This is a genomic window from Dyella dinghuensis (assembly GCF_003977615.1).
Classification (GTDB): Bacteria; Pseudomonadota; Gammaproteobacteria; order Xanthomonadales; family Rhodanobacteraceae; genus Dyella_B; species Dyella_B dinghuensis.
Genome location: NZ_RYZR01000003.1, coordinates 595,864 through 617,629, shown reverse-complemented (window position 1 = coordinate 617,629; position 21,766 = coordinate 595,864). Strand labels below are relative to the sequence as shown.

The 21,766-nt window shown below is 60.5% G+C and carries 24 protein-coding genes; 19 read left to right on the top strand and 5 right to left on the bottom strand.

Annotated elements, in window-relative coordinates:
* Positions 1-15: 15 nt before the first annotated feature.
* The 3 genes from EKH79_RS05870 to EKH79_RS05860 are packed head-to-tail and all read right to left on the bottom strand — an operon-like array spanning position 16 to position 3,877.
* Entirely contained in the window at positions 16-1,992 is a 1,977-nt protein-coding gene (locus EKH79_RS05870) for a transglutaminase TgpA family protein (protein WP_126672834.1), read from the bottom strand.
* A complete protein-coding gene (locus tag EKH79_RS05865) occupies positions 1,989-2,936 on the bottom strand; it encodes a DUF58 domain-containing protein (RefSeq protein WP_126672833.1) in 948 nt (315 codons plus the stop codon). Before EKH79_RS05865 ends, EKH79_RS05870 begins: the two co-directional genes overlap by 4 nt.
* Positions 2,936-3,877 (bottom strand): AAA family ATPase, encoded by a 942-nt coding sequence (locus tag EKH79_RS05860; RefSeq protein ID WP_126672832.1) that lies wholly within the window; start codon positions 3,875-3,877, stop codon positions 2,936-2,938. Before EKH79_RS05860 ends, EKH79_RS05865 begins: the two co-directional genes overlap by 1 nt.
* On the opposite strand from EKH79_RS05860, the gene EKH79_RS05855 reads away from it, so the two are divergent.
* A complete protein-coding gene (locus EKH79_RS05855) occupies positions 3,867-5,483 on the top strand; it encodes an ArnT family glycosyltransferase (protein ID WP_233590196.1) in 1,617 nt (538 codons plus the stop codon). The two genes, EKH79_RS05860 and EKH79_RS05855, sit on opposite strands and share 11 nt — an antisense overlap.
* 2 nt (positions 5,484-5,485) lie before the next feature.
* Here EKH79_RS05855 and EKH79_RS05850 read toward each other — a convergent pair whose 3' ends face one another.
* A complete protein-coding gene (locus EKH79_RS05850) occupies positions 5,486-6,070 on the bottom strand; it encodes a Maf family protein (RefSeq protein WP_126672831.1) in 585 nt (194 codons plus the stop codon).
* The gene (locus EKH79_RS05845; RefSeq protein WP_126672830.1) at positions 6,067-6,519 is read right to left on the bottom strand and encodes a hypothetical protein; all 453 of its coding nucleotides are present in this window, start codon (positions 6,517-6,519) and stop codon (positions 6,067-6,069) included. Before EKH79_RS05845 ends, EKH79_RS05850 begins: the two co-directional genes overlap by 4 nt.
* Before the next feature lie 199 nt (positions 6,520-6,718).
* Here EKH79_RS05845 and EKH79_RS05840 point away from each other — a divergent pair, with 199 nt between their 5' ends.
* The 18 genes from EKH79_RS05840 (at position 6,719) to EKH79_RS05755 (ending at position 21,753) form a co-directional block, all read left to right on the top strand.
* The gene (locus EKH79_RS05840; protein ID WP_126672829.1) at positions 6,719-7,198 is read left to right on the top strand and encodes a YceD family protein; all 480 of its coding nucleotides are present in this window, start codon (positions 6,719-6,721) and stop codon (positions 7,196-7,198) included.
* 18 nt (positions 7,199-7,216) lie between these two features.
* On the top strand, positions 7,217-7,411 hold the full coding sequence (rpmF, locus tag EKH79_RS05835; protein WP_126672828.1) for a 50S ribosomal protein L32: 195 nt from the start codon (positions 7,217-7,219) through the stop codon (positions 7,409-7,411).
* 165 nt (positions 7,412-7,576) lie between these two features.
* A complete protein-coding gene (locus tag EKH79_RS05830) occupies positions 7,577-8,551 on the top strand; it encodes a beta-ketoacyl-ACP synthase III (RefSeq protein WP_126672827.1) in 975 nt (324 codons plus the stop codon).
* 108 nt (positions 8,552-8,659) lie between these two features.
* Positions 8,660-9,607: an ACP S-malonyltransferase gene (gene fabD / locus EKH79_RS05825; RefSeq protein WP_126672826.1), complete on the top strand. Its 948-nt coding sequence runs from the start codon at positions 8,660-8,662 to the stop codon at positions 9,605-9,607.
* Between the two features lie 37 nt (positions 9,608-9,644).
* On the top strand, positions 9,645-10,385 hold the full coding sequence (fabG, locus tag EKH79_RS05820) for a 3-oxoacyl-ACP reductase FabG (protein WP_126672825.1): 741 nt from the start codon (positions 9,645-9,647) through the stop codon (positions 10,383-10,385).
* 281 nt (positions 10,386-10,666) lie between these two features.
* Entirely contained in the window at positions 10,667-10,912 is a 246-nt protein-coding gene (gene acpP, locus EKH79_RS05815; RefSeq protein ID WP_126672824.1) for an acyl carrier protein, read from the top strand.
* 206 nt (positions 10,913-11,118) lie between these two features.
* Positions 11,119-12,357, top strand: a complete 1,239-nt coding sequence (gene fabF / locus EKH79_RS05810; protein WP_126672823.1) for a beta-ketoacyl-ACP synthase II — start codon at positions 11,119-11,121, stop codon at positions 12,355-12,357.
* A complete protein-coding gene (locus EKH79_RS05805; RefSeq protein WP_126672822.1) occupies positions 12,358-13,707 on the top strand; it encodes an aminodeoxychorismate synthase component I in 1,350 nt (449 codons plus the stop codon).
* Positions 13,707-14,522 (top strand): aminodeoxychorismate lyase, encoded by an 816-nt coding sequence (gene pabC / locus EKH79_RS05800; protein WP_126672821.1) that lies wholly within the window; start codon positions 13,707-13,709, stop codon positions 14,520-14,522. Before EKH79_RS05805 ends, pabC begins: the two co-directional genes overlap by 1 nt.
* Positions 14,519-15,559: an endolytic transglycosylase MltG gene (gene mltG / locus EKH79_RS05795; RefSeq protein WP_126672820.1), complete on the top strand. Its 1,041-nt coding sequence runs from the start codon at positions 14,519-14,521 to the stop codon at positions 15,557-15,559. Before pabC ends, mltG begins: the two co-directional genes overlap by 4 nt.
* A complete protein-coding gene (tmk, locus tag EKH79_RS05790) occupies positions 15,556-16,191 on the top strand; it encodes a dTMP kinase (RefSeq protein WP_126672819.1) in 636 nt (211 codons plus the stop codon). Before mltG ends, tmk begins: the two co-directional genes overlap by 4 nt.
* The gene (gene holB / locus EKH79_RS05785) at positions 16,188-17,123 is read left to right on the top strand and encodes a DNA polymerase III subunit delta' (protein WP_126672818.1); all 936 of its coding nucleotides are present in this window, start codon (positions 16,188-16,190) and stop codon (positions 17,121-17,123) included. The genes tmk and holB overlap by 4 nt, the downstream gene beginning before the upstream one ends.
* The gene (locus EKH79_RS05780; RefSeq protein ID WP_126672817.1) at positions 17,123-18,043 is read left to right on the top strand and encodes a PIG-L deacetylase family protein; all 921 of its coding nucleotides are present in this window, start codon (positions 17,123-17,125) and stop codon (positions 18,041-18,043) included. The genes holB and EKH79_RS05780 overlap by 1 nt, the downstream gene beginning before the upstream one ends.
* Positions 18,044-18,147: 104 nt before the next feature.
* Positions 18,148-18,501 (top strand): PilZ domain-containing protein, encoded by a 354-nt coding sequence (locus EKH79_RS05775; RefSeq protein WP_126672816.1) that lies wholly within the window; start codon positions 18,148-18,150, stop codon positions 18,499-18,501.
* Between the two features lie 345 nt (positions 18,502-18,846).
* Positions 18,847-19,203 carry an NADH-quinone oxidoreductase subunit A gene (locus EKH79_RS05770; protein WP_126672815.1) on the top strand — a complete coding sequence of 119 codons (357 nt, stop codon included), beginning with the start codon at positions 18,847-18,849 and terminating at the stop codon, positions 19,201-19,203.
* Positions 19,194-19,751, top strand: coding sequence for a NuoB/complex I 20 kDa subunit family protein (locus EKH79_RS05765; RefSeq protein WP_126672814.1), 558 nt, complete (start codon positions 19,194-19,196; stop codon positions 19,749-19,751). Before EKH79_RS05770 ends, EKH79_RS05765 begins: the two co-directional genes overlap by 10 nt.
* Positions 19,752-19,762: 11 nt before the next feature.
* Positions 19,763-20,491, top strand: a complete 729-nt coding sequence (locus tag EKH79_RS05760; RefSeq protein WP_126672813.1) for an NADH-quinone oxidoreductase subunit C — start codon at positions 19,763-19,765, stop codon at positions 20,489-20,491.
* 2 nt (positions 20,492-20,493) lie between these two features.
* Complete coding sequence (locus EKH79_RS05755) at positions 20,494-21,753, top strand: NADH-quinone oxidoreductase subunit D (RefSeq protein WP_126672812.1); 1,260 nt, start codon at positions 20,494-20,496, stop codon at positions 21,751-21,753.
* Positions 21,754-21,766 lie beyond the last annotated feature (13 nt).

Here is a 21,766-nt window from a genome sequence, read left to right as displayed (position 1 = left end):
AGCGTTGCGCTTTGATTAGACCACGCGGTGCGGTTGGAAATTCCGTACTGCCTGCCGAAAAGCGCGTAAAGATTCGGGGTGAGGTTCGACAGTGGCGTAGCGCAGTTCGATATAACACCTCATCAAATGATCCAGTTCCGTGCGCTGCCCAGGCAACGAACGAATTGCGCGGCGAAGGTAATTGCGAGGCCCTTCGCTACGCCCACGGATGACCCCGGCACGGGCGAGTTTGCGCTCCAGCGCGCGCATCGCCGCGAGGGCGGGATCACCCTCCGGTCGACGCCACAACGCCCACAGCAAACCCACTGCACCGAAAAACGCAATGCCAACGCCCAGCAATCTTTCCAGAATGCCGGTGTCAGCGTCGCGTATGCCAAACGGCGTTAGCAGTCCGCGTTGGCGCATGGCGTCAAAACCGATAACGCCCTTGTCCCACCATCGGTTGACGATGTCCCAGTGATTTCGTATCGACTCCACCCATTCGGATCGATACCAGGCGAGCTGATCGCCACCGGCATCCTGAGCGCCAAGGTTGATGCGTTGCGGCTGCACGGCAGCGGTAGGGTCCACACGTATCCAGCCGCGCCCCGGCAGCCACACTTCGCTCCACGCGTGCGCATCGGAATTGCGCACCAGCAGATACGCTCCCATCGCATTCCAGTAGCCACCCTGATAGCCGGTGACAACGCGTGCGGGAATGCCGGCGGCGCGCATGAGCACCGTGAAAGAAGATGCGTAATGTTCGCAAAAACCTTCGTGTGTATTGAACAGGAAATCGTCAATCGCGTTACGTCCCAACGGCGCGGGTCCTAGCGTGTAGCGGAAACCACCGTTGTGGAAAAGGCTGAGCACTGCGTTGATGATGGCGACGTCGTTATTGCCGTAACGCTTTCGAAGTTCCGCAGCGAGCTGGTGACTGCGTGGGTCGAAACCTGACGGCAACTGCAACGCCATCGTGCGCACGTCGGCGTCGATGTTTCCTTCGAGTCGATAATTCACCGCCGAACGCAATCCGTAATCCATCACGTCATCGACAGGCTTTTCGGCGAACACTTCGCCGTCCGAGCGCATGTGCGATTGTGCGGGTGCCTGCATCGGAACATCGAGCGTGGGCAGTACGCGCTGGTGAGTCGGCTCCAGGTTGATTCGATAGTTGACGGCACCTGTTGTTTCGATCGGCAGGGAAGCGACCTCGGGTCGATCGGCGCGTGTCCAGTTTTCGCCGTCGTAGTTCCACAAAACAAAGGCGCGGAAATAACGCAGGTGATTCGGTGGCGGTGCCCCATCGAACGTCACCCGCATCGCTGGGCTGTCGTCGCTGAGTATTTGGGTGAAATCGCTGGGCGACATTTCATCCGACAAGCCGCTTCGCGCTGCCTGTTGTCCGGACGTGCCCCACAAGGGTGAGCTCAGGCGCGGCACCAGCAGGAACGCTGTTGCTGCGAGAGGGAGCGAGACAGCAAGCAGCACGACGGCAGGCAACAACTGACGAGGTAAAGTTGACGTGATCTGCGTGGGCTCGAGCGAGCGCCATGTACTCAAGGCAGGCAGCAAACCCAGCCCCACGACGACGGTTGCGACAAGACTTTGACCGAATAGCAGCGCGGCCATGAGAAGAAAGCATGCAAACGCAGCGCCCACGCGTACATCGCGCGACGATTCGCTCTCGGTGAGTTTCAGTACCAGCAAACCTGCCGCCAATGCGGAGCCGGGCTCACGGCCAAACACATTGCCGTATTGCGCAATCACGGCAGCGACCAGGATCAGCAGCATCGGCACTTTGATCCAGCCGGAAACCTTGCCGGGGCGGTGCTTTCGTTGCCACCAGCGCAGCGCGAGCCCAAGCGCGAACGCGATAGTGAGCGACCATGGAACATGCGGAGCGTGCACGGCCAATACGAAAGCCGTCGTCAGGCACATCAGGTTGAACGTGCGCTCGCTGACGTTCGGCTGCAACGGGGTGCGATGGAAAAGTTGCGCGAGGTTGATCATGGCATCAATGCCAGCGCGGTCATGCAACGCGCATAGTGTGCCGAACCGCTGCTGATCGTGATCACTTCCGTCGGAAGCCACAGACTGTACTGACGCCCCTGCGCCTGGGCCTCGCCAAGCCAGCGTGCGAGGCGGGAAATACGCGATTCGTCGTCCAGTCCACGCAGGTCTCGCCAATCCAGGCGCCATTCCTGACGGGCTTCGGGTTGCTCGTAATCTTTCACCAGCAACATATCGTGACGTGCACTCGCTTTCCACGCCACGTGACGCATGGAGTCGCCGCTGCGGTAATCGCGAAGTGCGGCTAGATCTTCGCCGCGGTGCAGGCGTTGGCGGCGATTGTCTTCCACCGGCTGTGCAGGGGCGGGCCCGGAAAACTCCGGCCGTGGCCATACAAGCACAGCGTATTCGGGGTTGGACCAACTCCACGCGCGAAACAGACCCATCGGCCAGGTCGTCCAGATGCGAAAACGCGGAATGGCAAGCCAGCCGCGTTGTTCCGTAGGAAGACTCACCGTGACGTCGGTTCGACCGGTGACATCAAACGCATGCATGCTGTCTGCAATATCCAGCCGGACCGCTTGCCGCAGACGCGTCGCCTGGAAATCGAACGTGACATCAATCGGATTTCCAGCCGTTGCATAACCGGCGCGCAATCCATGGATGCGCAACCCATTCAAGGTGCGAAAGGCGATGAGCATGCTGATGGATGTCGCCGCGCCGAGCACACATGTCAGCAACAACGCAGCATTGTTTGCATAGTTGAGACTGCCGGTCAGCATCACCATCAGTAACGCGGTGAAGGCGACACCGAAGCCGGTGGGAACGATGTAAATGCGCCGCCGATGCAAGATGACGGGCAACTGCTCCTGCTTTCTGTGCCGCGTGAGTGACGGCAGCCGGCGTTCGGCCCATCGCTGCAGACGCTGAAATGGCGCGCGCATCAGTCGACGGCGACTTCGCTCAATAGCGTGCGCGCAAGCGTTTCACCGCTTGCACCGCGTGATGCCACAAGCCGATGCGCCGCCAGTGGCACGAACAGCGCCTGTATGTCTTCTGGCAGCACGTGTCCGCGATCGCTCAGCATCGCCCAGGCGCGTGCCGCGGCAAGCAGCGATAGCCCCGCGCGTGGCGACAGACCCACTCGGATATCGGGATGACGGCGGCTCGCGGTCAGCAGCGCCTGCAGATAGTCGAGTAGTGCGGAGCTGGCCGTGATGGTTTGTACTTGCCGGTAAAGCGCGTTGAGGCCCGCTGCATCCAGTTGCGGAGTCAGCCGCGTGAGCAAGTCGCGGCGATCCGTACCCGTGAGCAATTCGCGTTCGGCGCTGGCGTCGGGATAATCGAGCGATACGCGCAGCATGAAGCGGTCGAGCTGCGAATCGGGCAACGGGAACGTGCCCGCAAGATCCAGCGGATTCTGTGTCGCCACCACGAAGAACGGTTCCGGCAACGCGTGTGTCTGGCCGTCGACTGTGACTTGTCCTTCGGCCATCGCTTCAAGCAATGCGCTTTGTGTTTTGGGCGTGGCGCGGTTGATTTCGTCAGCTAACAGCAACCCCGCGAACACCGGGCCTTGATGAAAACGAAATTCTCCGGTCTCGCGCTCGTACATGCTGACCCCGATAATGTCCGAAGGCAGCAAGTCGCTGGTGAACTGCACGCGCTGGAAATCGAGCGCGAAAGTTGCCGCGAGTGCATGCGCAAGCGTGGTCTTGCCGACGCCTGGCACGTCTTCCAGCAACAGGTGGCCACCTGCGATCAGGCAGGTAAACGCCAGTTTGACCTGACGCGCCTTGCCGAGCAGCACCTTATTGACCTGGGCAATGGCAGCATGGAGATGCTGCTGCAGAATTTCATCACGAAGCGGGGTGATGGCTGACATGGGATGGGAGGCAAGGACCGACGTGGGGAACGATCCCAGTGTAGTCGCGGGTGTTGCTCGCTGGCGAGCGGCATTCGTCACAGTCTTCTTGTGCCTGCTCGTCATCAAGCTGGTGCTTGCGCTAACGCTGCAGCCTTTGGGCGATGAGGCCTTTTATTGGCAGGAAAGCCGACACCTCGCCTGGGGCTATAGCGATCTGCCGCCGCTTACCGCGTGGCTGATCCGAGCAGGAGAGAGCGTGGCGGCGCATGGCGTATGGGGAATGCGTTGGCCCTTCTTGTTGCTGGGGAGTTGTTTGCCGTGGGTGCTGGTGGCTTTTGGTAGGCATGCGTTTGATGAACGAGCAGCCTGGCAATCTGGGCTGCTGTGCATGTGTTTGCCGCTCGCGGGAAGCCTAGGAGTGGTGGCGCTGCCCGATGTGCCGCTCACCGTTGCCGGTGCCATGGCGATGTTGGCACTACTGCGTGCGATGGACGAGAGCCGTTTGCGCGATTGGTTGCTGCTGGGTGTTGCGCTTGCGGTGTGTTGGCTAAGCCACTACCGGGCGGCGATGTACATGGTGGCGGGGTTGTTGCTATTTCTTTTCACACCGCGTGGCCGCCAGCAGTGGACGCGCGGTGGTTTCTGGTTGGCGATGCTGATCGCTGCGCTGGGTTTGATTCCACTTGTTGTTTCCAACTGGCAGCAACATGGTGCGGGGCTGGCGTTTCAGCTGGTGGAACGCAATCCATGGCGCTTTCATGCGGATACCCTGGTGCAGCCATTGGAACAAGCGGTCACGTGCACGCCTTTCTTGTACATCAGTGCGTTGTGGGCAGCGTGGTGTTGCTGGCGACGACGCAGGGAAGGCGGTCCGTGGGATGTGATCGCGTACTTGTCGCTTACGTTTATCGTCGTCTATTTCGTTGCCGGACTTTTTGCAGACGATCAGCGCTTTCGTGTGCATTGGCCTTTGCCTGGCTATTTGCCGTTGATGGCGGCGTTGCCTGTCTTGCTGCGTGACGCTGTCAGAAAGAATTGGCGCACGTTTACCGTTGTCTGCGCAGGGATCGCATTGCTCGCGCAAGTGGTGGGTCTCTGTTACTTGGGTTTGGCAGCCAATCCTGTTTCGTCGCACTGGTTGGGAGCGGCGCGTGCCTTTCCGACCAGTTTTATCGGCTGGAAACAGAGTGGGGACATCGCAAAGGCGCAGTTAGCTGCACGCCCGGCTTTGCTGGTTGCCGACAACTTCATGATGGCTGCCGAACTGGATTTTCAATTCAATAGCCAATATCCGGTGTATTCGCTGGATAGCCCGTTGAACGTGAAATATGGACGCGCTCCCCAACTCGCCTTATGGGGCTTGGACGAAACGGCCTTGCGTCACGCGCATGCAGGGAGCCAAGTGTTGCTTGTTGTCGACGAGCATGCGTTGCGCGAGCGCGAACGTGCGCCGTGGCTGGGTTCGCTTTGTGCGCGCATCGATAATTTGCAGCCTGTTCAAAGACTGGCTCTGTTCGACAATCGCAAGAGCATTGCGTTCTATCGCGGCAATGTTGCAGCGGTTGATGAAACAAACAATTCGAATAATTGTGTGGCCTGGCGCAATGCCGCAGCAGGCGAATAACGTCAGGGAATGTTGACGCCCGTGTCGCGTAGCAATCGCGTCAATGCAATCAGCGGCAAGCCGATCAATGCGGTCGGGTCGCTGTTATCAATGCGCTCAAAAAGCGAGATGCCCAATCCCTCGCATTTGAAGCTGCCCGCACAATCCAGCGGTTGTTCGCGATCGATATAGCGTTTGATTTCCGCCGCATCGAGCACGCGGAAGTGCACGCGCGTCAGATCGACATGAGTTTGGTGCTTGCCGTTTCGGCAATCGAACAGGCAAAGCGCCGTATGAAAATTGACGACGTGGCCGGAACACGCAACGAGTTGTTCAAACGCGCGCTGCTCGGAGCCGGGTTTGTCGAGCACGTGGCCCTCCAGTTCAGCCACCTGATCCGACCCGATCACCAGCGCGTCTGCCAAGCCAGCACCCGCATCCGTGGCCTTGGCGATAGCCAGACGCAGAGCCCGATCGGCCGGAGGCTCGCCGGCGACGACATGCTCGACGGTGCCGGGCGCGCGGGCCTCGAAGTCCAGCCCGAGTCGCCGAAGCAGCTCGGCGCGATAACGTGAGGTCGAACCTAAGACGATGCGCGCAGGCGTCACTGCCCGGCATCCTGCCGGATGTGCTCGCGCATGGCCGTATCCAGCTCGTTCTGTGCCTGTCCCAGCGCCTGCAGGAGCGGCTGGAGCCGCTCACGGGTCTGGTCCATGTCACGGATCGCGGCGTCCAGCTCGCCTTGGCTGGCCGTGGGCGCGCGATCGCGAATCCAGATGCGCTGCTGGAGCAGGGCACGCAAACCGGCTTCGACCGCGTGGTCCGCCTCCTGCTCACTGGCGGCGGGCAGGTCCGGGTTGAGTGACATCACCGCGTGGGCCTGCTGGAGCCGGGCACGGCAAGCCTTCAGGTCAGCCTCCAGGCGGTCTGCCAGCTCCAGCAGCTGACGCAGGCTGGTGGCGCGACGAGTCATTTTTCGCAGCACGAACGCGCCCACCAGGGCCGATGCAAGTAAGATGAACAGGATGGCCAGGCCGATCGAAAGGTAGGTATCCACTGGTTCGAATCGGCTCAGGGCGGGGGACAGAGACCAGTCTGCCGTATGAGCCCGATTCAGGCAAAGCGCGATGATCCGAGGCGTGACGCGGTTTACGCCCCGATCAGCGATGTCGATCGCGGTTGACTTGAAGGGGCCGGAAACTTAATATTTCCAAGTTATGTCCGCCACACTGCCAGAGTCTGTGGACGCTTGGCGCATGGTTTCGGCGCGGCGTTCGTTTCAGGGGTCACTACCCGTCGCCGCAATGCCTCGCCTCTGTGAAGTGCTGGCAAGTAAGGAAGGTTTGGCGCAGTACGAGCTCGATTTCGGTCGGGACGAGTACGGCACGGCATACCTAGACGTTCGTGTTCAGGCGCCTCTGTGGCTGATTTGTCAGCGCTCGCTCGAACCGTTCGTGATGCCGGTCTCGCTGGAAAGCCGATTGGGTCTGATCCGTTCCGAGCGCGATGAATCTGCGCTTCCGGCCGGATACGAGCCGCTGCTGATCGGCGAGGACGACAAGCTGAGCCTGCTTGATGTCATCGAAGACGAATTGTTGTTGGAGCTGCCGCTGATACCGATCAACCCGGACAGCGAGTTGCCCGAAGAAGTCACCCGCCCGCCGGAGGAGCAAGTGCCCGCCGATGAGCGTCCCAAAAACCCGTTCGCGGTATTGCGCGAACTCAAGAAGACCTGATTTAGCTGGAGAACCATCATGGCCGTTCAAAAGAGCCGCAAGACCCCGTCCACCCGCGGCATGCGTCGTTCGCACGACGCGCTGAGCACCGTGCAGCTGGCCACCGATCCGACCAGCGGTGAAGTGCATCGTCGTCACCACGTGACCGCCGATGGCTACTACCGCGGCAAGAAAGTGATCGACACCAACGTTTCGGTGGTCGAAGAAGATTAAGTTGGTTCTGCGAGCCGTCAGGCTCCGGAATCCGGTTCCGCAAAGCGGCGCGGTGACGCGCCGCTTTGCGTTCTTGCGTCAGGCAACGTAACGTTGCGGTCTTGGTGTGCCGACTCCATGTGAGACGGAAGACGAAAGCACCGTCCGCCCGCTGATGGAAATTCAATGGCTCAGATTTACTCCCGCATCATGGCCACCGGCAGTGCCTTGCCGGAACGCGTTCTGACCAACGCGGACCTTGAGAAATTCGTCGATACCAGCGACGAATGGATTCATTCCCGCACCGGCATTCGCCAGCGTCACGTTGTTGTAGAAGGGGAGACCACCGGCGACCTGGCCACGCTTGCTGCGCAGCGCGCGCTGGACGCCGCGGGCGTGAAAGCGGCCGACCTGGATCTGATCATTCTGGGCACCACCACGCCCGACATCATTTTCCCGTCCACCGCATGCCTCGTGCAGCATCGTCTTGGTGCGAACGGCTGCGCCGCGTTCGACGTCAATGCAGCGTGCTCCGGTTTCGTTTACGCGCTGGGCATCGCCGACAAATTCATTCGTAGCGGTCAGTCGAAGAAGGTGCTGGTGATCGGCGCCGAAACGCTGACACGAATGGTCGACTGGACCGAGCGCGAAACCTGCGTACTCTTTGGCGACGGCGCTGGCGCTGTGGTGCTTGAGGCGTCAGACGAACCGGGCATCTACGCAACCTGCTTGCACGCCGATGGCGGTCACAAGGAACTGTTGTACAACCCGGTCGGCGTCTCTGTCGGTTTCAAGGACGAGCCCAATCACGGCGTGCGTATTCGCATGTCCGGCCGCGAAGTGTTCAAGGTTGCCGTCAAGACCCTCGATTCGCTGGTCGAAGAAACGCTCAATGCCGCCGGTATGGACGCATCGCAACTCGACTGGCTGATTCCGCATCAGGCGAACCTGCGCATCATCGAGGCTACGGCCAAGCGTTTGAACATGCCGATGGAACAGGTGATCGTCACCGTCGACAAGCACGCCAATACATCGTCCGGCTCGGTGCCGCTCGCGCTGGACTTCGCGGTGCGCTCGGGCAAGGTCAAGCGGGGCCAGAACCTGTTGTTGGAAGCGTTCGGCGGCGGTTTCACCTGGGCTTCGGCGCTGTTGCGCTACTGATCCAGGCAAACGCCTGCGATAAACATGGCGTGCGTCAGCCGAATACGGCTGCGTACGTCACGCAATGATGGCACCATTTCGTTTTTACCCGATGAATTGCGCCTCTTCATGACCCAAACGTCCGCATCGCTCGCCTTTGTTTTTCCTGGCCAGGGTTCGCAATCGGTCGGCATGCTTGCCGATCTCGCCGCTGTTAACAGCGACGTCAAAGCAACTTTCGATGAAGCCTCGCAAGGTGCGGGTGTCGACCTGTGGGCAATCAGCCAGCAGGGACCCGAAGATCAGCTCAACCGCACCGAAAACACGCAGCCCGCTTTGCTCGCAGCGAGCGTTGCCGTGTGGCGCGTGTGGCAGAAACTTGGCGGTGTGCAACCCGCGCAGCTTTCTGGCCACAGCCTCGGCGAATACAGCGCGCTCGTGTGCGCTGGTGCGTTGTCGCTACATGATGCCGCGGCACTGGTTGCCGAGCGTGGTCGCTTGATGCAGGCCGCTGTGCCGGCAGGCGTTGGAGCGATGGCTGCGATTCTCGGTGGCGATGACGAACAGATCGCTGCTGTCTGCGCCGAAGTCGCACAAGGCCAGGTGGTATCGCCGGCCAACTTCAATTCACCTGGACAGCTGGTGATTGCCGGTAATGCCGAAGCGGTCGATCGCGCGTTGGCCAAGCTCGCCGAATTGGGTGTGAAGAAAGCCATCAAGCTGGCGGTGTCTGTCCCATCTCACTGCGCACTCATGCGCGATGCGGCGGACAAACTCGGCGAACGCATGGCGTCTATCGCGTGGCAGCAACCGGCCATTCCTGTCGTGCAGAACGCTGAAGCACGCAGCTATACATCCATCGACGACATCCGCGGCGCACTGCAACGTCAGTTGTATCTGCCGGTGCGTTGGACGCAATGCGTGCAGACGCTCGTTGCAGGTGGCGCCACGCGCATGGCCGAATGCGGGCCGGGCAAAGTGCTGTCGGGTCTGATCAAGCGTATCGACAAGAGTGTGGAAGCGCGCGCGCTTGGTGCGCCGACGGATATCGACGCCGCGCGCAGCGAGTGGGCGTGAGCGCCTCCCGGTCTTCGTTTCTCAAGGAAACTAACGAATGAGCACACTGAAAGGCGAAATCGTACTGGTCACCGGCGCCAGCCGCGGGATTGGTGCGGCGATTGCGGATGAACTGGCGTCGATGGGCGCAACCGTCATCGGCACGGCGACCAGCGAATCCGGCGCTGCGGCCATTGGCAAGCGTCTTGCGCCGCACGGCGGTCATGGCCGTGTGTTGAATGTCACCGAAGGCGCCGCCGTGGATGCGCTGATCGACGACATCACCAAGCAATTCGGTGCCGTGTCGATTCTCGTCAACAACGCAGGCATCACGCGCGACCAGTTGCTGATGCGCATGCGCGATGAAGATTGGCAGGCGATTCTCGATACCAATCTCACCTCGGTATATCGCACGTCCAAAGCCGTGATGCGCGGCATGATGAAAGCGCGCAAGGGCCGCATCATTTCGATCGCTTCGGTCATTGGCCTTACCGGTAATCCGGGACAGTCCAACTACGCCGCCGCGAAGGCTGGCATCATTGCGTTCTCCAAATCGCTGGCGCGCGAGATCGGTTCGCGCGGCATCACCGTCAATGTGGTGGCGCCGGGCTTTATCGATACCGACATGACACGCGGCCTGCCGGAAGAATCCAAGCAGGCACTGCTCGGTCAGATCGCGCTCGGGCGCCTGGGTGATGCCAGCGACATCGCCAAGGCGGTTGGCTTCCTCGCATCGCCTGCTGCCGGCTATATCACCGGAGAGACTTTGCACGTGAACGGCGGCATGTACATGCCCTGATCGCGGTCTTCACGGGTGCTGGCCTATTGCATGCGCGAGCCGCACCTCCATAACACCGTTTGAATTTTTCGGGCCCTAGGCGGCCTGGCTGATATGAAAAAGTCGTCAAGTCGTCCTTTTTAGGCGACAATCGGCGCCTTCGCCTCGGCGCAGGCACTGTGGCGGTTAGTTCCCACTGGCATATAATTGGCGGCTTCGCGGCTTAGCCACTACAATGCCGCAGAATTTGTCGGCAAAAAGTCCGGCAAGACAAACAAATCCCCTTGGGAGGTAAAGGCAACATGAGCACCATCGAAGAACGCGTCAAGAAAATCGTCGTCGAGCAGCTGGGCGTCAAGGAAGATGAGGTCACAGCGAACGCTTCGTTCGTGGACGATCTGGGCGCAGATTCGCTGGACACAGTCGAGCTGGTGATGGCTCTCGAAGAAGAATTCGAAACGGAAATTCCGGACGAAGAAGCCGAGAAGATCACCACCGTGCAGCAGGCTGTGGACTACATCAAGGCTCACAGCAAGCCTAACGCCTGAGCATGAATCGTTGTGTCGGGATCGCGGAGCCCGCGGCCCATGCACTACGTAGTGACACCGGAACCTGCGCCATCAAGGCGCAGTTTTCGTTTCTGCAATGTGTAACGTCCGATCCCGTATGGTATGCGCGGCCGGTACACATCGCGACTCGCGGACGGTGATGCCTGCCGGCTGATCCTCTCCGAACCAGTTAGGAAATTAAGTCCATGAGCAAACGACGAGTGGTAGTGACCGGCCTGGGCATTATTTCGCCGGTCGGTAACGACATCGCCACCGCCTGGGAAAACATCCAGAAGGGTGTCAGTGGCATCGGTCCGGTGACGCACTTCGATGCCACCGCCTATGCCACCCGCATTGCGGGCCAGGTGCGCGACTTCGATCCAGCCCAATGGATGGCACCGAAAGATGTGAAGAAGATGGATCCGTTCATCCATTACGGCGTGGCGGCGGGCACTCAAGCCCTGCGCGATTCCGGACTGGAAATCACGGAAGCCAACGCGCCGCGTATCGGCGTGGCGGTGGGTGCTGGTATCGGTGGCCTGAACACCATCGAAGACACGTCGATCGAGCTGCACGAGAAGGGACCGCGCCGCGTGTCGCCGTTCTTCGTGCCCAGTTCGATCATCAACATGGTGTCGGGCAATTTGTCGATCATGTTTGGTCTGAAGGGACCGAACATCGCGTGCGTCACGGCGTGCACCACGGGTGCACATAACATCGGTCTCGCGGCGCGCATGATTCAGTACGGCGATGCGGATGTGATGGTGGCTGGCGGTGCTGAGTTTGCTACGACCGGCACGGCGATGGCGGGCTTCTGTTCGGCCAAGGCGATGTCCACCCGCAACGACGATCCGCACCGGGCAAGCCGTCCGTGGGATAAGGACCGCGACGGTTTCGTGTTGTCCGACGGTGCCGGCGTGCTGGTGCTGGAGGAATACGAAATGGCCAAGGCGCGCGGTGCGCGCATTTATGCCGAGCTTGTCGGTTTCGGCATGAGCGGCGATGCGTTTCACATCACTGCGCCGAGCGAAGGTGGCGAAGGCGCGGCCCGCTGCATGGTTGCGGCGTTGCGCGATGGCGGCATCAATCCGACCGATGTGCAGTACATCAATGCACACGGCACCTCTACGCCGCTGGGCGATCTGGGCGAAGTGCTCGCCGCCAAGAGCGTGTTCGGCGATCACGCGTACAAGCTCGCGATGAGTTCGACCAAGTCGACCACTGGTCACTTGCTCGGCGCAGCAGGTGGTGTGGAAGCCATCTTCAGCATTCTGGCGCTGCGCGATCAGGTCATTCCGCCCACCATCAACCTGGATGAGCCGGGTGAGGGCTGCGATCTCGACTTCGTGCCGCACACCGCACGCGATGCGAAGCTCGACATCGTCATCTCCAACTCGTTTGGCTTCGGTGGCACCAACGGTACGCTCGCTTTCCGTCGCATCTAAGTGACCTGCGCAATACGTACACTCGCCGGCCGGCGCGATCTGCTCGCGCCGGCCGCTGCGTTTCCAGAGCGCTATCCGGCGTTGCTTGAAAGCGTCACGCGCGTCAGCGCGCAGGCGCGGTACGACATTCTTTTCGCGTTCCCGCAAGACACGCTGAGTCTTTCATCGAGTGGGCAGGTGCAAGGCGAAAACGGTGAGGTCGTGCCAGGCCGTTTTCTGGATGCACTCGATGCTGCGTGGCGCGCTGAACGTGTCGCACAAAGCAAAGATGACGGCTTGCCATTTCACGGTGGCTGGGTGCTATTGCTGGCCTATGAGCTTGCTGCGGAAATAGAACCCACTCTTCGCTTGCGTCAAACGCAGGATTTGCCTGTGGCGCTGGCGGTGCGTTGTCCCGCCGCGATCATCGTCGACCACGTGCGCGAGCAAACGATTCTGGTTGCGGAAACGGGACAAGAACGCTTGCTCGATGCAATGGAAGCGGATCTGCACGCGGAGCCATTCATTGCTGCACTCGCCGCGCCTGAAGTCATCGAAGAAGACGATCCTTCGCTATTCCTTGGCGGTGTGGAGCGCATTCACGAACACCTGCATGCGGGCGATCTCTTTCAAGCGAACCTGTCGCGCGCGTGGCGTGCAACCTTCGCTTCACCACCGACGCCCACATCGCTCTACGCATCACTGCGCAACGCCAATCCGGCTCCGTTCGCTGGGTTGCTGCAGCAGAGCGGTTGGGCCGTCGTCAGCTCGTCACCCGAACGCCTGGTGGAAGTACGTCGCGGTATCGCGCAAACCCGGCCTATTGCGGGCACTCGGCCGCGTGTCGAGGGCGACGATGATCTGGCCCGCATTCGCGAACTCACGGCGCATCCGAAAGAACGTGCCGAGCACGTCATGCTGATCGACCTCGAGCGCAATGATCTCGGCCGCGTTTGCCGACCCGGTACGGTTGAAGTAAACGAACTGATGGTCGTGGAAAGTTATGCGCACGTGCATCACATCGTTTCAAACGTCCGCGGTCGTGTACGCGATGGCGTTACGCCAGGGCAGGTGATCGCTGCAACCTTCCCGGGCGGCACGATTACCGGTTGCCCTAAAGTACGTTGCATGGAAATCATTGCATCGATCGAAGATGCCCCGCGCGGTGCCTATACCGGCGCATTGGGCTATCTCGACCGTAATGGCGATCTGGATTTGAACATCCTCATTCGCACGCTGACCTTGAGCGGAAACGAGGTGACGTTGCGCGCAGGCGCGGGCATCGTTGCCGATTCCGTGGCGACGAAAGAACTGGACGAAACGCGCGCCAAGGCACGCGGCATGCTTCGTGCTCTGGGAGTCACCGGCTGATGATGCTGGTGAATGGCCAGCCGCTGGATAGCGTATCGGCGCTTGATCGCGGGCTTGCCTATGGCGATGGCCTGTTCGAGACGATCCGTTTCCTTGGCAACGATGCGCCATTGTGGGGCAGGCATATGCATCGCTTGCTGACCAGTTGCGAGCGCTTGCACATGCCTGCGCCAGACCCGCACCTGCTTCGTCAGGAAGCGCAACAAGCAGTGGGCAATCAGCGAGAAGCTGTCGTGCGAATCACCGTAACGCGCGGTGTAGGAGAGCGTGGATACGCGCTGCCATCCGCCACGGTAACCACGCGCATCGTCGCGGCGTTCCCCATGCCCTCTGTCGCATCGTCGATCTATCGCGATGGCATTCGCCTGCATCCATGCCAAACCACTCTGGCCGATCAGCCTTTGCTGGCCGGCATGAAGCACCTCAATCGTCTCGAGCAGGTGCTCGCTCGTGCCGAATGGAACGATCCGGCCATCGGCGAGGGACTATTGAGCGATCAGCACGGCCACGCGATCTGCGCGACGGCGGCGAACCTCTTCGCTGTTGTCGACGGCGTTCCCGTGACGCCGTCGCTGGAGCGTTGCGGCGTTGCGGGTGTCGCACGTGCGGAAGTATTGGAAGCTTTGCCCGCCTGCCAAATCCGCGACTTATCCGTAGCGGAATGTCTCGGGGCTTCCGAGCTCTTCCTCAGTTCCAGCATTCGCGGCATTCTGCCTGTTCAGGCGGTGGGCGATACCGTGTACGCTCCCGGTCCGGTAACCCGTGCCATGCAACAGCATTGGCGCGATCTCGGATTTGCGATGGAGCAGGCATGACCCGTAGTGGAGCGAATCTGGGGCGTTCATCGTGGCGCTTCGTCTTATTGGTGCTGGTACTCGCATGCGCAGTCATTGCCGCATGGTTCTGGCGCGATTTTTCGCGATTCGGCAACACCCCATTGCGAGTGACCGCAACAGGCCAGAGCATCGAGTTCGGACGTGGGACCAGCTTCAAGGACATCGTCCATCAGCTTCGTGCGCAGGGCCTTAGCACGGCGGCTCCGCTCTACTGGCGCCTGCTTGCGGAGGAAATGCATGTGGCCGGTCGATTGCATGCGGGCGAATACGCGTTAGTTGCAGGCATGACACCGCAACAGCTGCTTACCAATATGGCGCAAGGCAAGGTCATGCAGCGCGACGTCACCATCGTCGATGGCTGGAATTTCCACGACGTGTTGCAGGCGCTGTCCAAAGCCGACCAGTTGAAGCACGACACTGTTGGCCTCGACGACGCCACGATCATGCAGAAGATCGGCGCTCCGAACGAGAAACCGGAAGGGCGCTTTCTTCCGGAAACCTACGCCTACGTAAAGGGCGATAGCGACCTGGATGTACTGCGGCGCGCGCACGACGCCATGTCGAAAACACTCGATGCCTCGTGGGCGAAGCGCGATCTCAACCTTCCGCTGGCGACGCCTTACGACGCACTGATTCTCGCCTCCATCGTGGAGAAGGAGACCGGTCGTGCGGATGAGCGCCAGCGCGTCGCCGGTGTGTTTATCCGCCGGCTGCAGAAAAACATGTTGCTGCAGACCGATCCCACCGTTATCTACGGCATGGGCGCCAGTTACACCGGGACGATCCACAAGGTCGATCTGACCACCGATACGCCTTACAACACGTATACCCGTCCCGGTCTGCCGCCAACGCCCATTGCGATGCCGGGCAAACTCTCGATTGAGGCTGCGCTGCATCCGGCCGCGGGCGATGATCTCTACTTCGTGGCGAAGGGCGATGGCACGCATGTATTCGCCCCGACGCTGGACGAGCAAAACCGCAACGTCGCCTGTTATCAGCTGAAGCATTGCCAATGAACCGACACGGACGCTTTATTTCGCTCGAAGGTGGCGAGGGTGCTGGCAAAAGCACATTGCTGGCGGGGCTGCATGACTACCTCGCCGCGCGTGGCGTGACGCTTTTGCAAGTGCGCGAACCGGGTGGTACTGCGCTGGGTGAAGCGATTCGCGCCATCGTGCTCGACCCTGCGCATCCGGATATCAGTGCGGAAAGCGAATTGCTGTTGATGTTCGCCGCGCGCGCGCAGCTGGTGCGCGAACGCATTCTCCCCGCGCTGGAAGCGGGGCAGTGGGTGCTGTGCGATCGCTACGTCGATGCCAGCTACGCGTATCAAGGTGGCGGCCGCGGTCAGCCGGTCGAGCGGATTGCCGAACTTGAACGCTGGGCTTGTGCAGGACTCAAGCCCGATCTGACGTTGTTACTCGATCTGCCGGTGGCGACGGGACGTGCGCGTGCCGCCGGTCGCGGTGCGGCCGATCGCATCGAGACCGAGGCGGATGCCTTCTTTGAACGCGTGCGGCACGTCTATCGTCAACGCGCCGAAGCGGAACCTGCACGCTTTCGAGTGATCGATGCCGGCCAGACGCCCGAATACGTGCTGCGCGACGCTTTGGCAGCCACCGCGCATTTGTTCGAGAGCGCAGCATGAGCACGCCGCCTTGGCACGCCGAACACTGGGCGCGTCTGCAGGCACGCCGGCAACGCAATGCGTTGCCGCATGCGTTATTGCTTTGTGGTCCGCGTGGATTGGGCAAGCGAGACTTTCTGCGCCGCTTTGTGCGTGGACTTCTTTGTCAAAATTCAAGCGATGGCGATGCCTGTGGCACGTGCCGCAGTTGCCTTTTGTTTGATGCAGGCACGCATCCTGACTACGTGTCGCTAAGTTACGGTCTGCGCAAGGATGGCGTGCAGCGTTCGGAAATTGTCGTCGATCAGATTCGCGAATTGTCCGCACGTCTGGCGACGTCCAGCCAATTTGGTGGGTGGCAGATTGCGAGCATCGATCCTGCCGATGCGATGAATAATGCTGCAGCGAACGCATTGCTCAAGACGCTCGAAGAACCCGCATCGCAAACCATGCTGTTACTGCTGGCTGACGAACCGTGGCGCATGCCTGCCACTATCCGCAGCCGCTGTCAGCGCATTGAATTTCAGTTGCCTTCACAGGCTGAGTCGTTGGCATGGCTGCAGGGTGAGGGCGTGCGCGACGCTGCAGCTGCGCTTGCCGCGGCCGGCGGCAATCCTGGTCTTGCGCGCATCTGGGCACAAGAAGGTTCGCTGGCGCAGCGGCAGGATGTGCGAAAGGATCTCGCAGCGCTTGCTGCGGGCCGCGGCGATCCGATCGAAATGGGTCGCCGCTGGCTGGATAACACGCCAGACCAACGGCTGTGGTTTGCAGCGCAAGCGGTCGCCGACGAAATACGTGCACGCGCTACCGCTGGAAATGGTCCGCTATCCAGTTCGCTGGACGTCGAGCAATTGGGTGCGTGGTATGACGCAGCCAATCGCACGCGCGAAGCGTTACGCGGTCCGCTGCGTGGCGATCTATTGCTACTGGAACTGCTTGGACGCTGGCGCTGATGCAGCCGTTGCCGCTGTCTGCGCAAACACGTTTGCTGGTGGTAGCGCCTCACCCGGATGACGAAACACTGGGATGCGGCGTGCTTATACAGCAGGTGTTGGCGGCGGGCGGAGCAGTTCACTTGTTGCTGCTGACGGATGGCGACAACAACCCGTGGCCGCAGCGTTACATCGAGCGTCGTTTGCATATTGGCGACAGCGATCGTCAACGCTGGGGTGCACGCCGACGCGGCGAAGCGAAGCATGCCATCGCGCATCTGGGCCTTCCGGCCGATGCACTGGAATCGCTAGGTTGGCTCGATATGGATGTGACACGCCATTTACGCGACAACACCGCTGCATCCGTTGCCATGCTTCAAGGCATCTTTTCCTCCTTTAGTCCCACGCTGGTCTGTTTTCCGGCGCTGGAGGACAGTCACCCCGACCACGGTGCCGCGCATGTGCTGTGCCGCCTGGCGCTCGCCGGCATTCATCCCGCACCGCTGCAATGGGCTTATCCGGTCCACAGCGCAGGGGGGCTCTCCGAATACCCGATTCGGATCGACGCCACCCCGGAGCAGCAGCAGCGCAAATTGCAGGCCTTGGCGGAGCATCGGTCGCAAATGGTGTTGAGCGGAGGGCGCATGCGGCGCCTGGCGCTTAGTCCCGAACGTTATATGGCAGCCGATGTTTCGGGAGATATGCGCTTACCCTGGCGGCCGCCAGCCATCCTGCATCGCTGGCTTCGAGTGCTGGTCGCGACGCCCGCCGGCGTCAGGGACTGGGCCTGGCAGGACGCGCCGATCATGCGGAACGCAGACGGCTCGTACCGGCTGGAGTGGCCGTCAAGCCAACCCTCACCCCATCCAGGCTTTGTGAAACTGCACCTCGATTGGCCCTCTCCCTGGATCTTTGATCACTGGGGTTGGCACGCTTTGTGATTTCAGTCTCCCAAAGCTATCCCGCCGCCTTTGCGAAGGCGCAGGCAGCTGGTTAGGATGGGACATAAGGTAAACGCTTACGTTGTGGCACCTCAGGAGCAGGCATGAACCCGGCCGTCGCCCGTCAGGGCATTATTTCGCTGAAATTCAAGGATACGGCGTCGCTTTACAACGCGTACATGCCCTTCCTGAAGCATGGTGGTCTGTTTGCGCCGACCGCTCAGCGTTACTCGCTGGGTGACGAAGTCGTGTTGCTGATCAGCCTGATCGACGAAAGCGAGCGTCTGTCCGTGGCCGGAAAAGTCGTCTGGATCACGCCGATCGGTGCGCAAGGCAACCGAACGGCCGGTATCGGCGTGCAATTCAATGAAACGTCCGATGGCGAAGCAGCACGTGGCCGTATCGAGACATTGCTTGCCGGCATCATGGGTTCGGAACGCGCTACGCAAACCATGTAATCGCGCATCGCAGGACGTTGCGCGGATTGTCATTCGTGCGCGGAGCAGGGGATATCCGCTGCGTTAAGACGTTAATGCAAGCCTTCGCGTCGCATTTGCTGCACCGATATTGCAGAAAACGTATCTCCATTGAAGGAAATTCGCGTGATGCCGCACAAAGGCTTGTCGGCCTACCCGTGCGCGCTGATACAATGTCGCGATCCCTAGGGCTCATCCCTTAGGATCGTCGAGCACCTGCAACCTGCACGTCAGCGTACAGGGCTGGACAGCCCGCTGATTCGAACTTCCGGACCGTTGCCCCGACGGTCACTGATGCACCTTTTGGGTGCGGAGGTAAGTTAAACCGTGCTTGCCGAATATTGGCCCGTTCTCCTGTTCATTGGCATTGCCTCTGGCCTGGGGTTAGCCCTCCTCGTGATCGGCATGCTTGTCGGTCCCCGCCGTCCCGATTCCGAGAAGCTTGCGCCGTACGAATGCGGTTTCGAGGCCTTCGAGGATGCGCGCATGCAATTTGACGTGCGCTATTACCTCCTTGCCATTCTCTTCATCATTTTCGATCTGGAAATCGCCTTCCTTTTTCCGTGGGCGGTCGTGTTCCAGCACATCGGCATCATTGCGCTGATTGAAATGGCGCTGTTCCTGCTGTTGCTGGTGATTGGTTTTGCCTACGTGTGGAAGAAGGGAGCGCTGGAATGGGAGTGATCTCCGCCATTGATCGGGTGATGCACAACCCGCAGCCGTTGAATGTGGTGGACGACATCCTGCGTCCGGCTGGCGACAACCCCGTTATCCAGCGCGGTGCAGTGACCACGACGGTCGATGCGCTGATGAACTGGGCGCGCACCGGTTCGATGTGGCCGATGACATTTGGCCTCGCCTGCTGCGCCGTCGAAATGATGCACGCTGGTGCTGCGCGCCTGGATCTTGACCGTTACGGCGTGATCTTCCGTCCCAGTCCGCGTCAATCGGACGTGATGATCGTGGCCGGCACGCTGGTCAACAAAATGGCTCCCGCGCTACGCAAAGTTTATGACCAGATGCCCGATCCCAAATGGGTGATCTCGATGGGCAGCTGCGCAAACGGCGGTGGCTATTACCACTATTCCTACTCCGTCGTGCGCGGCTGCGACCGTATCGTGCCGGTAGACATCTATGTGCCGGGCTGTCCGCCCACGGCCGAGGCGTTGATTCACGGCATTTTGCAGTTGCAAAAGAAGATCCGTCGTACCAGCACCATCGCGCGTTCCTGAAAGGCGTCGTCATGAGCGATACACAAACGAACTCGCTGGCCGAGCGCCTCTCCGCGCGGTTTGGCAATTTGCTGAAAATCACCGTTTCGTACGGTCAGACGACGGCCGAAGTCGCTGCAGCGAATCTGCTGTCCGTGGCGACAGCCTTGCGCGACGAACCGGGTTTCCGTTTTACCGAAGCCGTCGACCTGTGCGGCATCGACTATCTCAGTTACGGTCAAACCGAATGGGATACCACCGACGTCACCAGCACCGGCTTCTCGCGTGGTGTGGAAGGCGAAGCGATTGGCCGCTTCACATGGGCGGATCGTCCGCGCCAGGTTTCCATTCCGCATCGTTTCGCCTCGGTCGTGCACCTGTTGTCGATCGAATTCAACCAGCGCCTGCGTCTGCGCGTGTACTGCGAAGACGACAGCCTGCCGGTGGTGCCGTCGCTCGTGCACACCTGGCCGGGCCTGAACTGGTTCGAGCGCGAATCGTTCGACCTCTACGGCATCATCTACGACGGTCACCCGGATCTGCGCCGCATCCTTACCGACTACGGTTTTGTCGGCCATCCGTTCCGCAAAGACTTCCCGCTGATCGGCAACGTCGAAGTGCGTTACGACCCCGAGCAGAAGCGTGTCGTCTATGAACCTGTTTCGATTGAACCGCGCGTGCTGGTCCCGCGCGTGATCCGCGACGACGCCGACCTGATGCAGGCCAAGGCCGAAGCCGCCGACCACTGGCGGGAGAACTGAGCATGTCGAGTCAAGAAATCCGCAATTACACGATGAACTTCGGCCCGCAGCATCCCGCTGCGCACGGTGTGTTGCGCCTGGTGCTGGAGATGGACGGCGAAACCATCGTCCGCGCCGATCCGCACGTCGGGCTGCTGCATCGTGGTACCGAAAAGCTCGCCGAATCCAAGCCGTTCAATCAGTCGATCGGCTATATGGATCGCCTCGACTACGTGTCGATGATGTGCAACGAGCACGCTTACGTGCGCGCCATCGAACACTTGCTCGGCATCCAGGCACCGGAACGTGCGCAGTACATCCGCACGATGTTCGACGAAATCACCCGCATCCTGAATCATCTGATGTGGGTGGGTTCGAACGCGCTCGACCTCGGTGCGATGGCCGTGTTCCTGTACGCCTTCCGCGAACGCGAAGAGCTGATGGACTGCTACGAAGCGGTCTCCGGCGCACGCATGCACGCCACATATTATCGTCCGGGCGGCGTCTACCGCGATCTGCCCGGCAAGATGCCGCAATATCGCGAATCGCCGTGGCACAAAGGTAAAGATCTCAAGCGCATCAACAGCTGGCGCGAAGGTTCGATGCTCGATTATCTCGACGCATTCACCAACGACTTCCCCACGAAAGTCGATGAGTACGAAGATCTGCTCACCAACAACCGTATCTGGAAACAGCGCACCGTCGGCATCGGCGTCGTGTCGCCCGAGCTTGCCCAGCAGTGGGGCATGACGGGCGTCATGCTGCGCGGGTCCGGTATCGCCTGGGATCTGCGCAAGAAGCAGCCGTATGCGAAATACGCCGAAATGGATTTCGACATCCCGGTGGGCGTGGGTGGCGATTGCTACGACCGTTATCTGTGCCGCATCGAAGAAATGCGCCAGTCCAATCGCATCATCAAGCAATGCGTGAATTGGTTGCGGGCCAACCCGGGCCCGGTAATGGTGGAGAACTACAAAGTTGCGCCGCCCAAGCGCGAAGTCATGAAAGAAGACATGGAAGCGCTGATCCATCACTTCAAACTGTTCACCGAAGGCTACGGCGTTCCCGCTGGCGAAACCTACGCAGCCGTCGAAGCGCCGAAGGGCGAATTCGGTTGCTATCTGGTTTCCGACGGCGCCAACAAACCTTTCCGCGTGCATCTGCGTGCACCGGGCTTTGCCCACCTCTCGTCGATGGATGCCATCGTGCGCGGCCACATGCTGGCCGATGCCGTGGCAGTGATCGGCACCTATGACCTCGTGTTCGGCGAAGTCGATCGCTGAGCCCGGAGGAATA

Excerpts from the sequence above, each read along its gene's own strand:
- EKH79_RS05780 (WP_126672817.1), top strand. The coding sequence starts at position 17,123 with ATGCAGCCGTTGCCGCTGTCTGCGCAAACACGTTTGCTGGTGGTAGCG.
- rpmF (WP_126672828.1), top strand. The coding sequence starts at position 7,217 with ATGGCCGTTCAAAAGAGCCGCAAGACCCCGTCCACCCGCGGCATGCGT.
- EKH79_RS05775 (WP_126672816.1), top strand. The coding sequence starts at position 18,148 with ATGAACCCGGCCGTCGCCCGTCAGGGCATTATTTCGCTGAAATTCAAG.
- mltG (WP_126672820.1), top strand. The coding sequence starts at position 14,519 with ATGACCCGTAGTGGAGCGAATCTGGGGCGTTCATCGTGGCGCTTCGTC.
- EKH79_RS05860 (WP_126672832.1), bottom strand. The coding sequence starts at position 3,877 with ATGTCAGCCATCACCCCGCTTCGTGATGAAATTCTGCAGCAGCATCTC.
- EKH79_RS05870 (WP_126672834.1), bottom strand. The coding sequence starts at position 1,992 with ATGATCAACCTCGCGCAACTTTTCCATCGCACCCCGTTGCAGCCGAAC.
- EKH79_RS05865 (WP_126672833.1), bottom strand. The coding sequence starts at position 2,936 with ATGCGCGCGCCATTTCAGCGTCTGCAGCGATGGGCCGAACGCCGGCTG.
- holB (WP_126672818.1), top strand. The coding sequence starts at position 16,188 with ATGAGCACGCCGCCTTGGCACGCCGAACACTGGGCGCGTCTGCAGGCA.
- EKH79_RS05840 (WP_126672829.1), top strand. The coding sequence starts at position 6,719 with ATGGTTTCGGCGCGGCGTTCGTTTCAGGGGTCACTACCCGTCGCCGCA.
- EKH79_RS05765 (WP_126672814.1), top strand. The coding sequence starts at position 19,194 with ATGGGAGTGATCTCCGCCATTGATCGGGTGATGCACAACCCGCAGCCG.
- fabF (WP_126672823.1), top strand. The coding sequence starts at position 11,119 with ATGAGCAAACGACGAGTGGTAGTGACCGGCCTGGGCATTATTTCGCCG.
- fabG (WP_126672825.1), top strand. The coding sequence starts at position 9,645 with ATGAGCACACTGAAAGGCGAAATCGTACTGGTCACCGGCGCCAGCCGC.
- acpP (WP_126672824.1), top strand. The coding sequence starts at position 10,667 with ATGAGCACCATCGAAGAACGCGTCAAGAAAATCGTCGTCGAGCAGCTG.
- EKH79_RS05855 (WP_233590196.1), top strand. The coding sequence starts at position 3,867 with ATGGCTGACATGGGATGGGAGGCAAGGACCGACGTGGGGAACGATCCC.
- pabC (WP_126672821.1), top strand. The coding sequence starts at position 13,707 with ATGATGCTGGTGAATGGCCAGCCGCTGGATAGCGTATCGGCGCTTGAT.
- EKH79_RS05760 (WP_126672813.1), top strand. The coding sequence starts at position 19,763 with ATGAGCGATACACAAACGAACTCGCTGGCCGAGCGCCTCTCCGCGCGG.
- EKH79_RS05755 (WP_126672812.1), top strand. The coding sequence starts at position 20,494 with ATGTCGAGTCAAGAAATCCGCAATTACACGATGAACTTCGGCCCGCAG.
- tmk (WP_126672819.1), top strand. The coding sequence starts at position 15,556 with ATGAACCGACACGGACGCTTTATTTCGCTCGAAGGTGGCGAGGGTGCT.
- fabD (WP_126672826.1), top strand. The coding sequence starts at position 8,660 with ATGACCCAAACGTCCGCATCGCTCGCCTTTGTTTTTCCTGGCCAGGGT.
- EKH79_RS05830 (WP_126672827.1), top strand. The coding sequence starts at position 7,577 with ATGGCTCAGATTTACTCCCGCATCATGGCCACCGGCAGTGCCTTGCCG.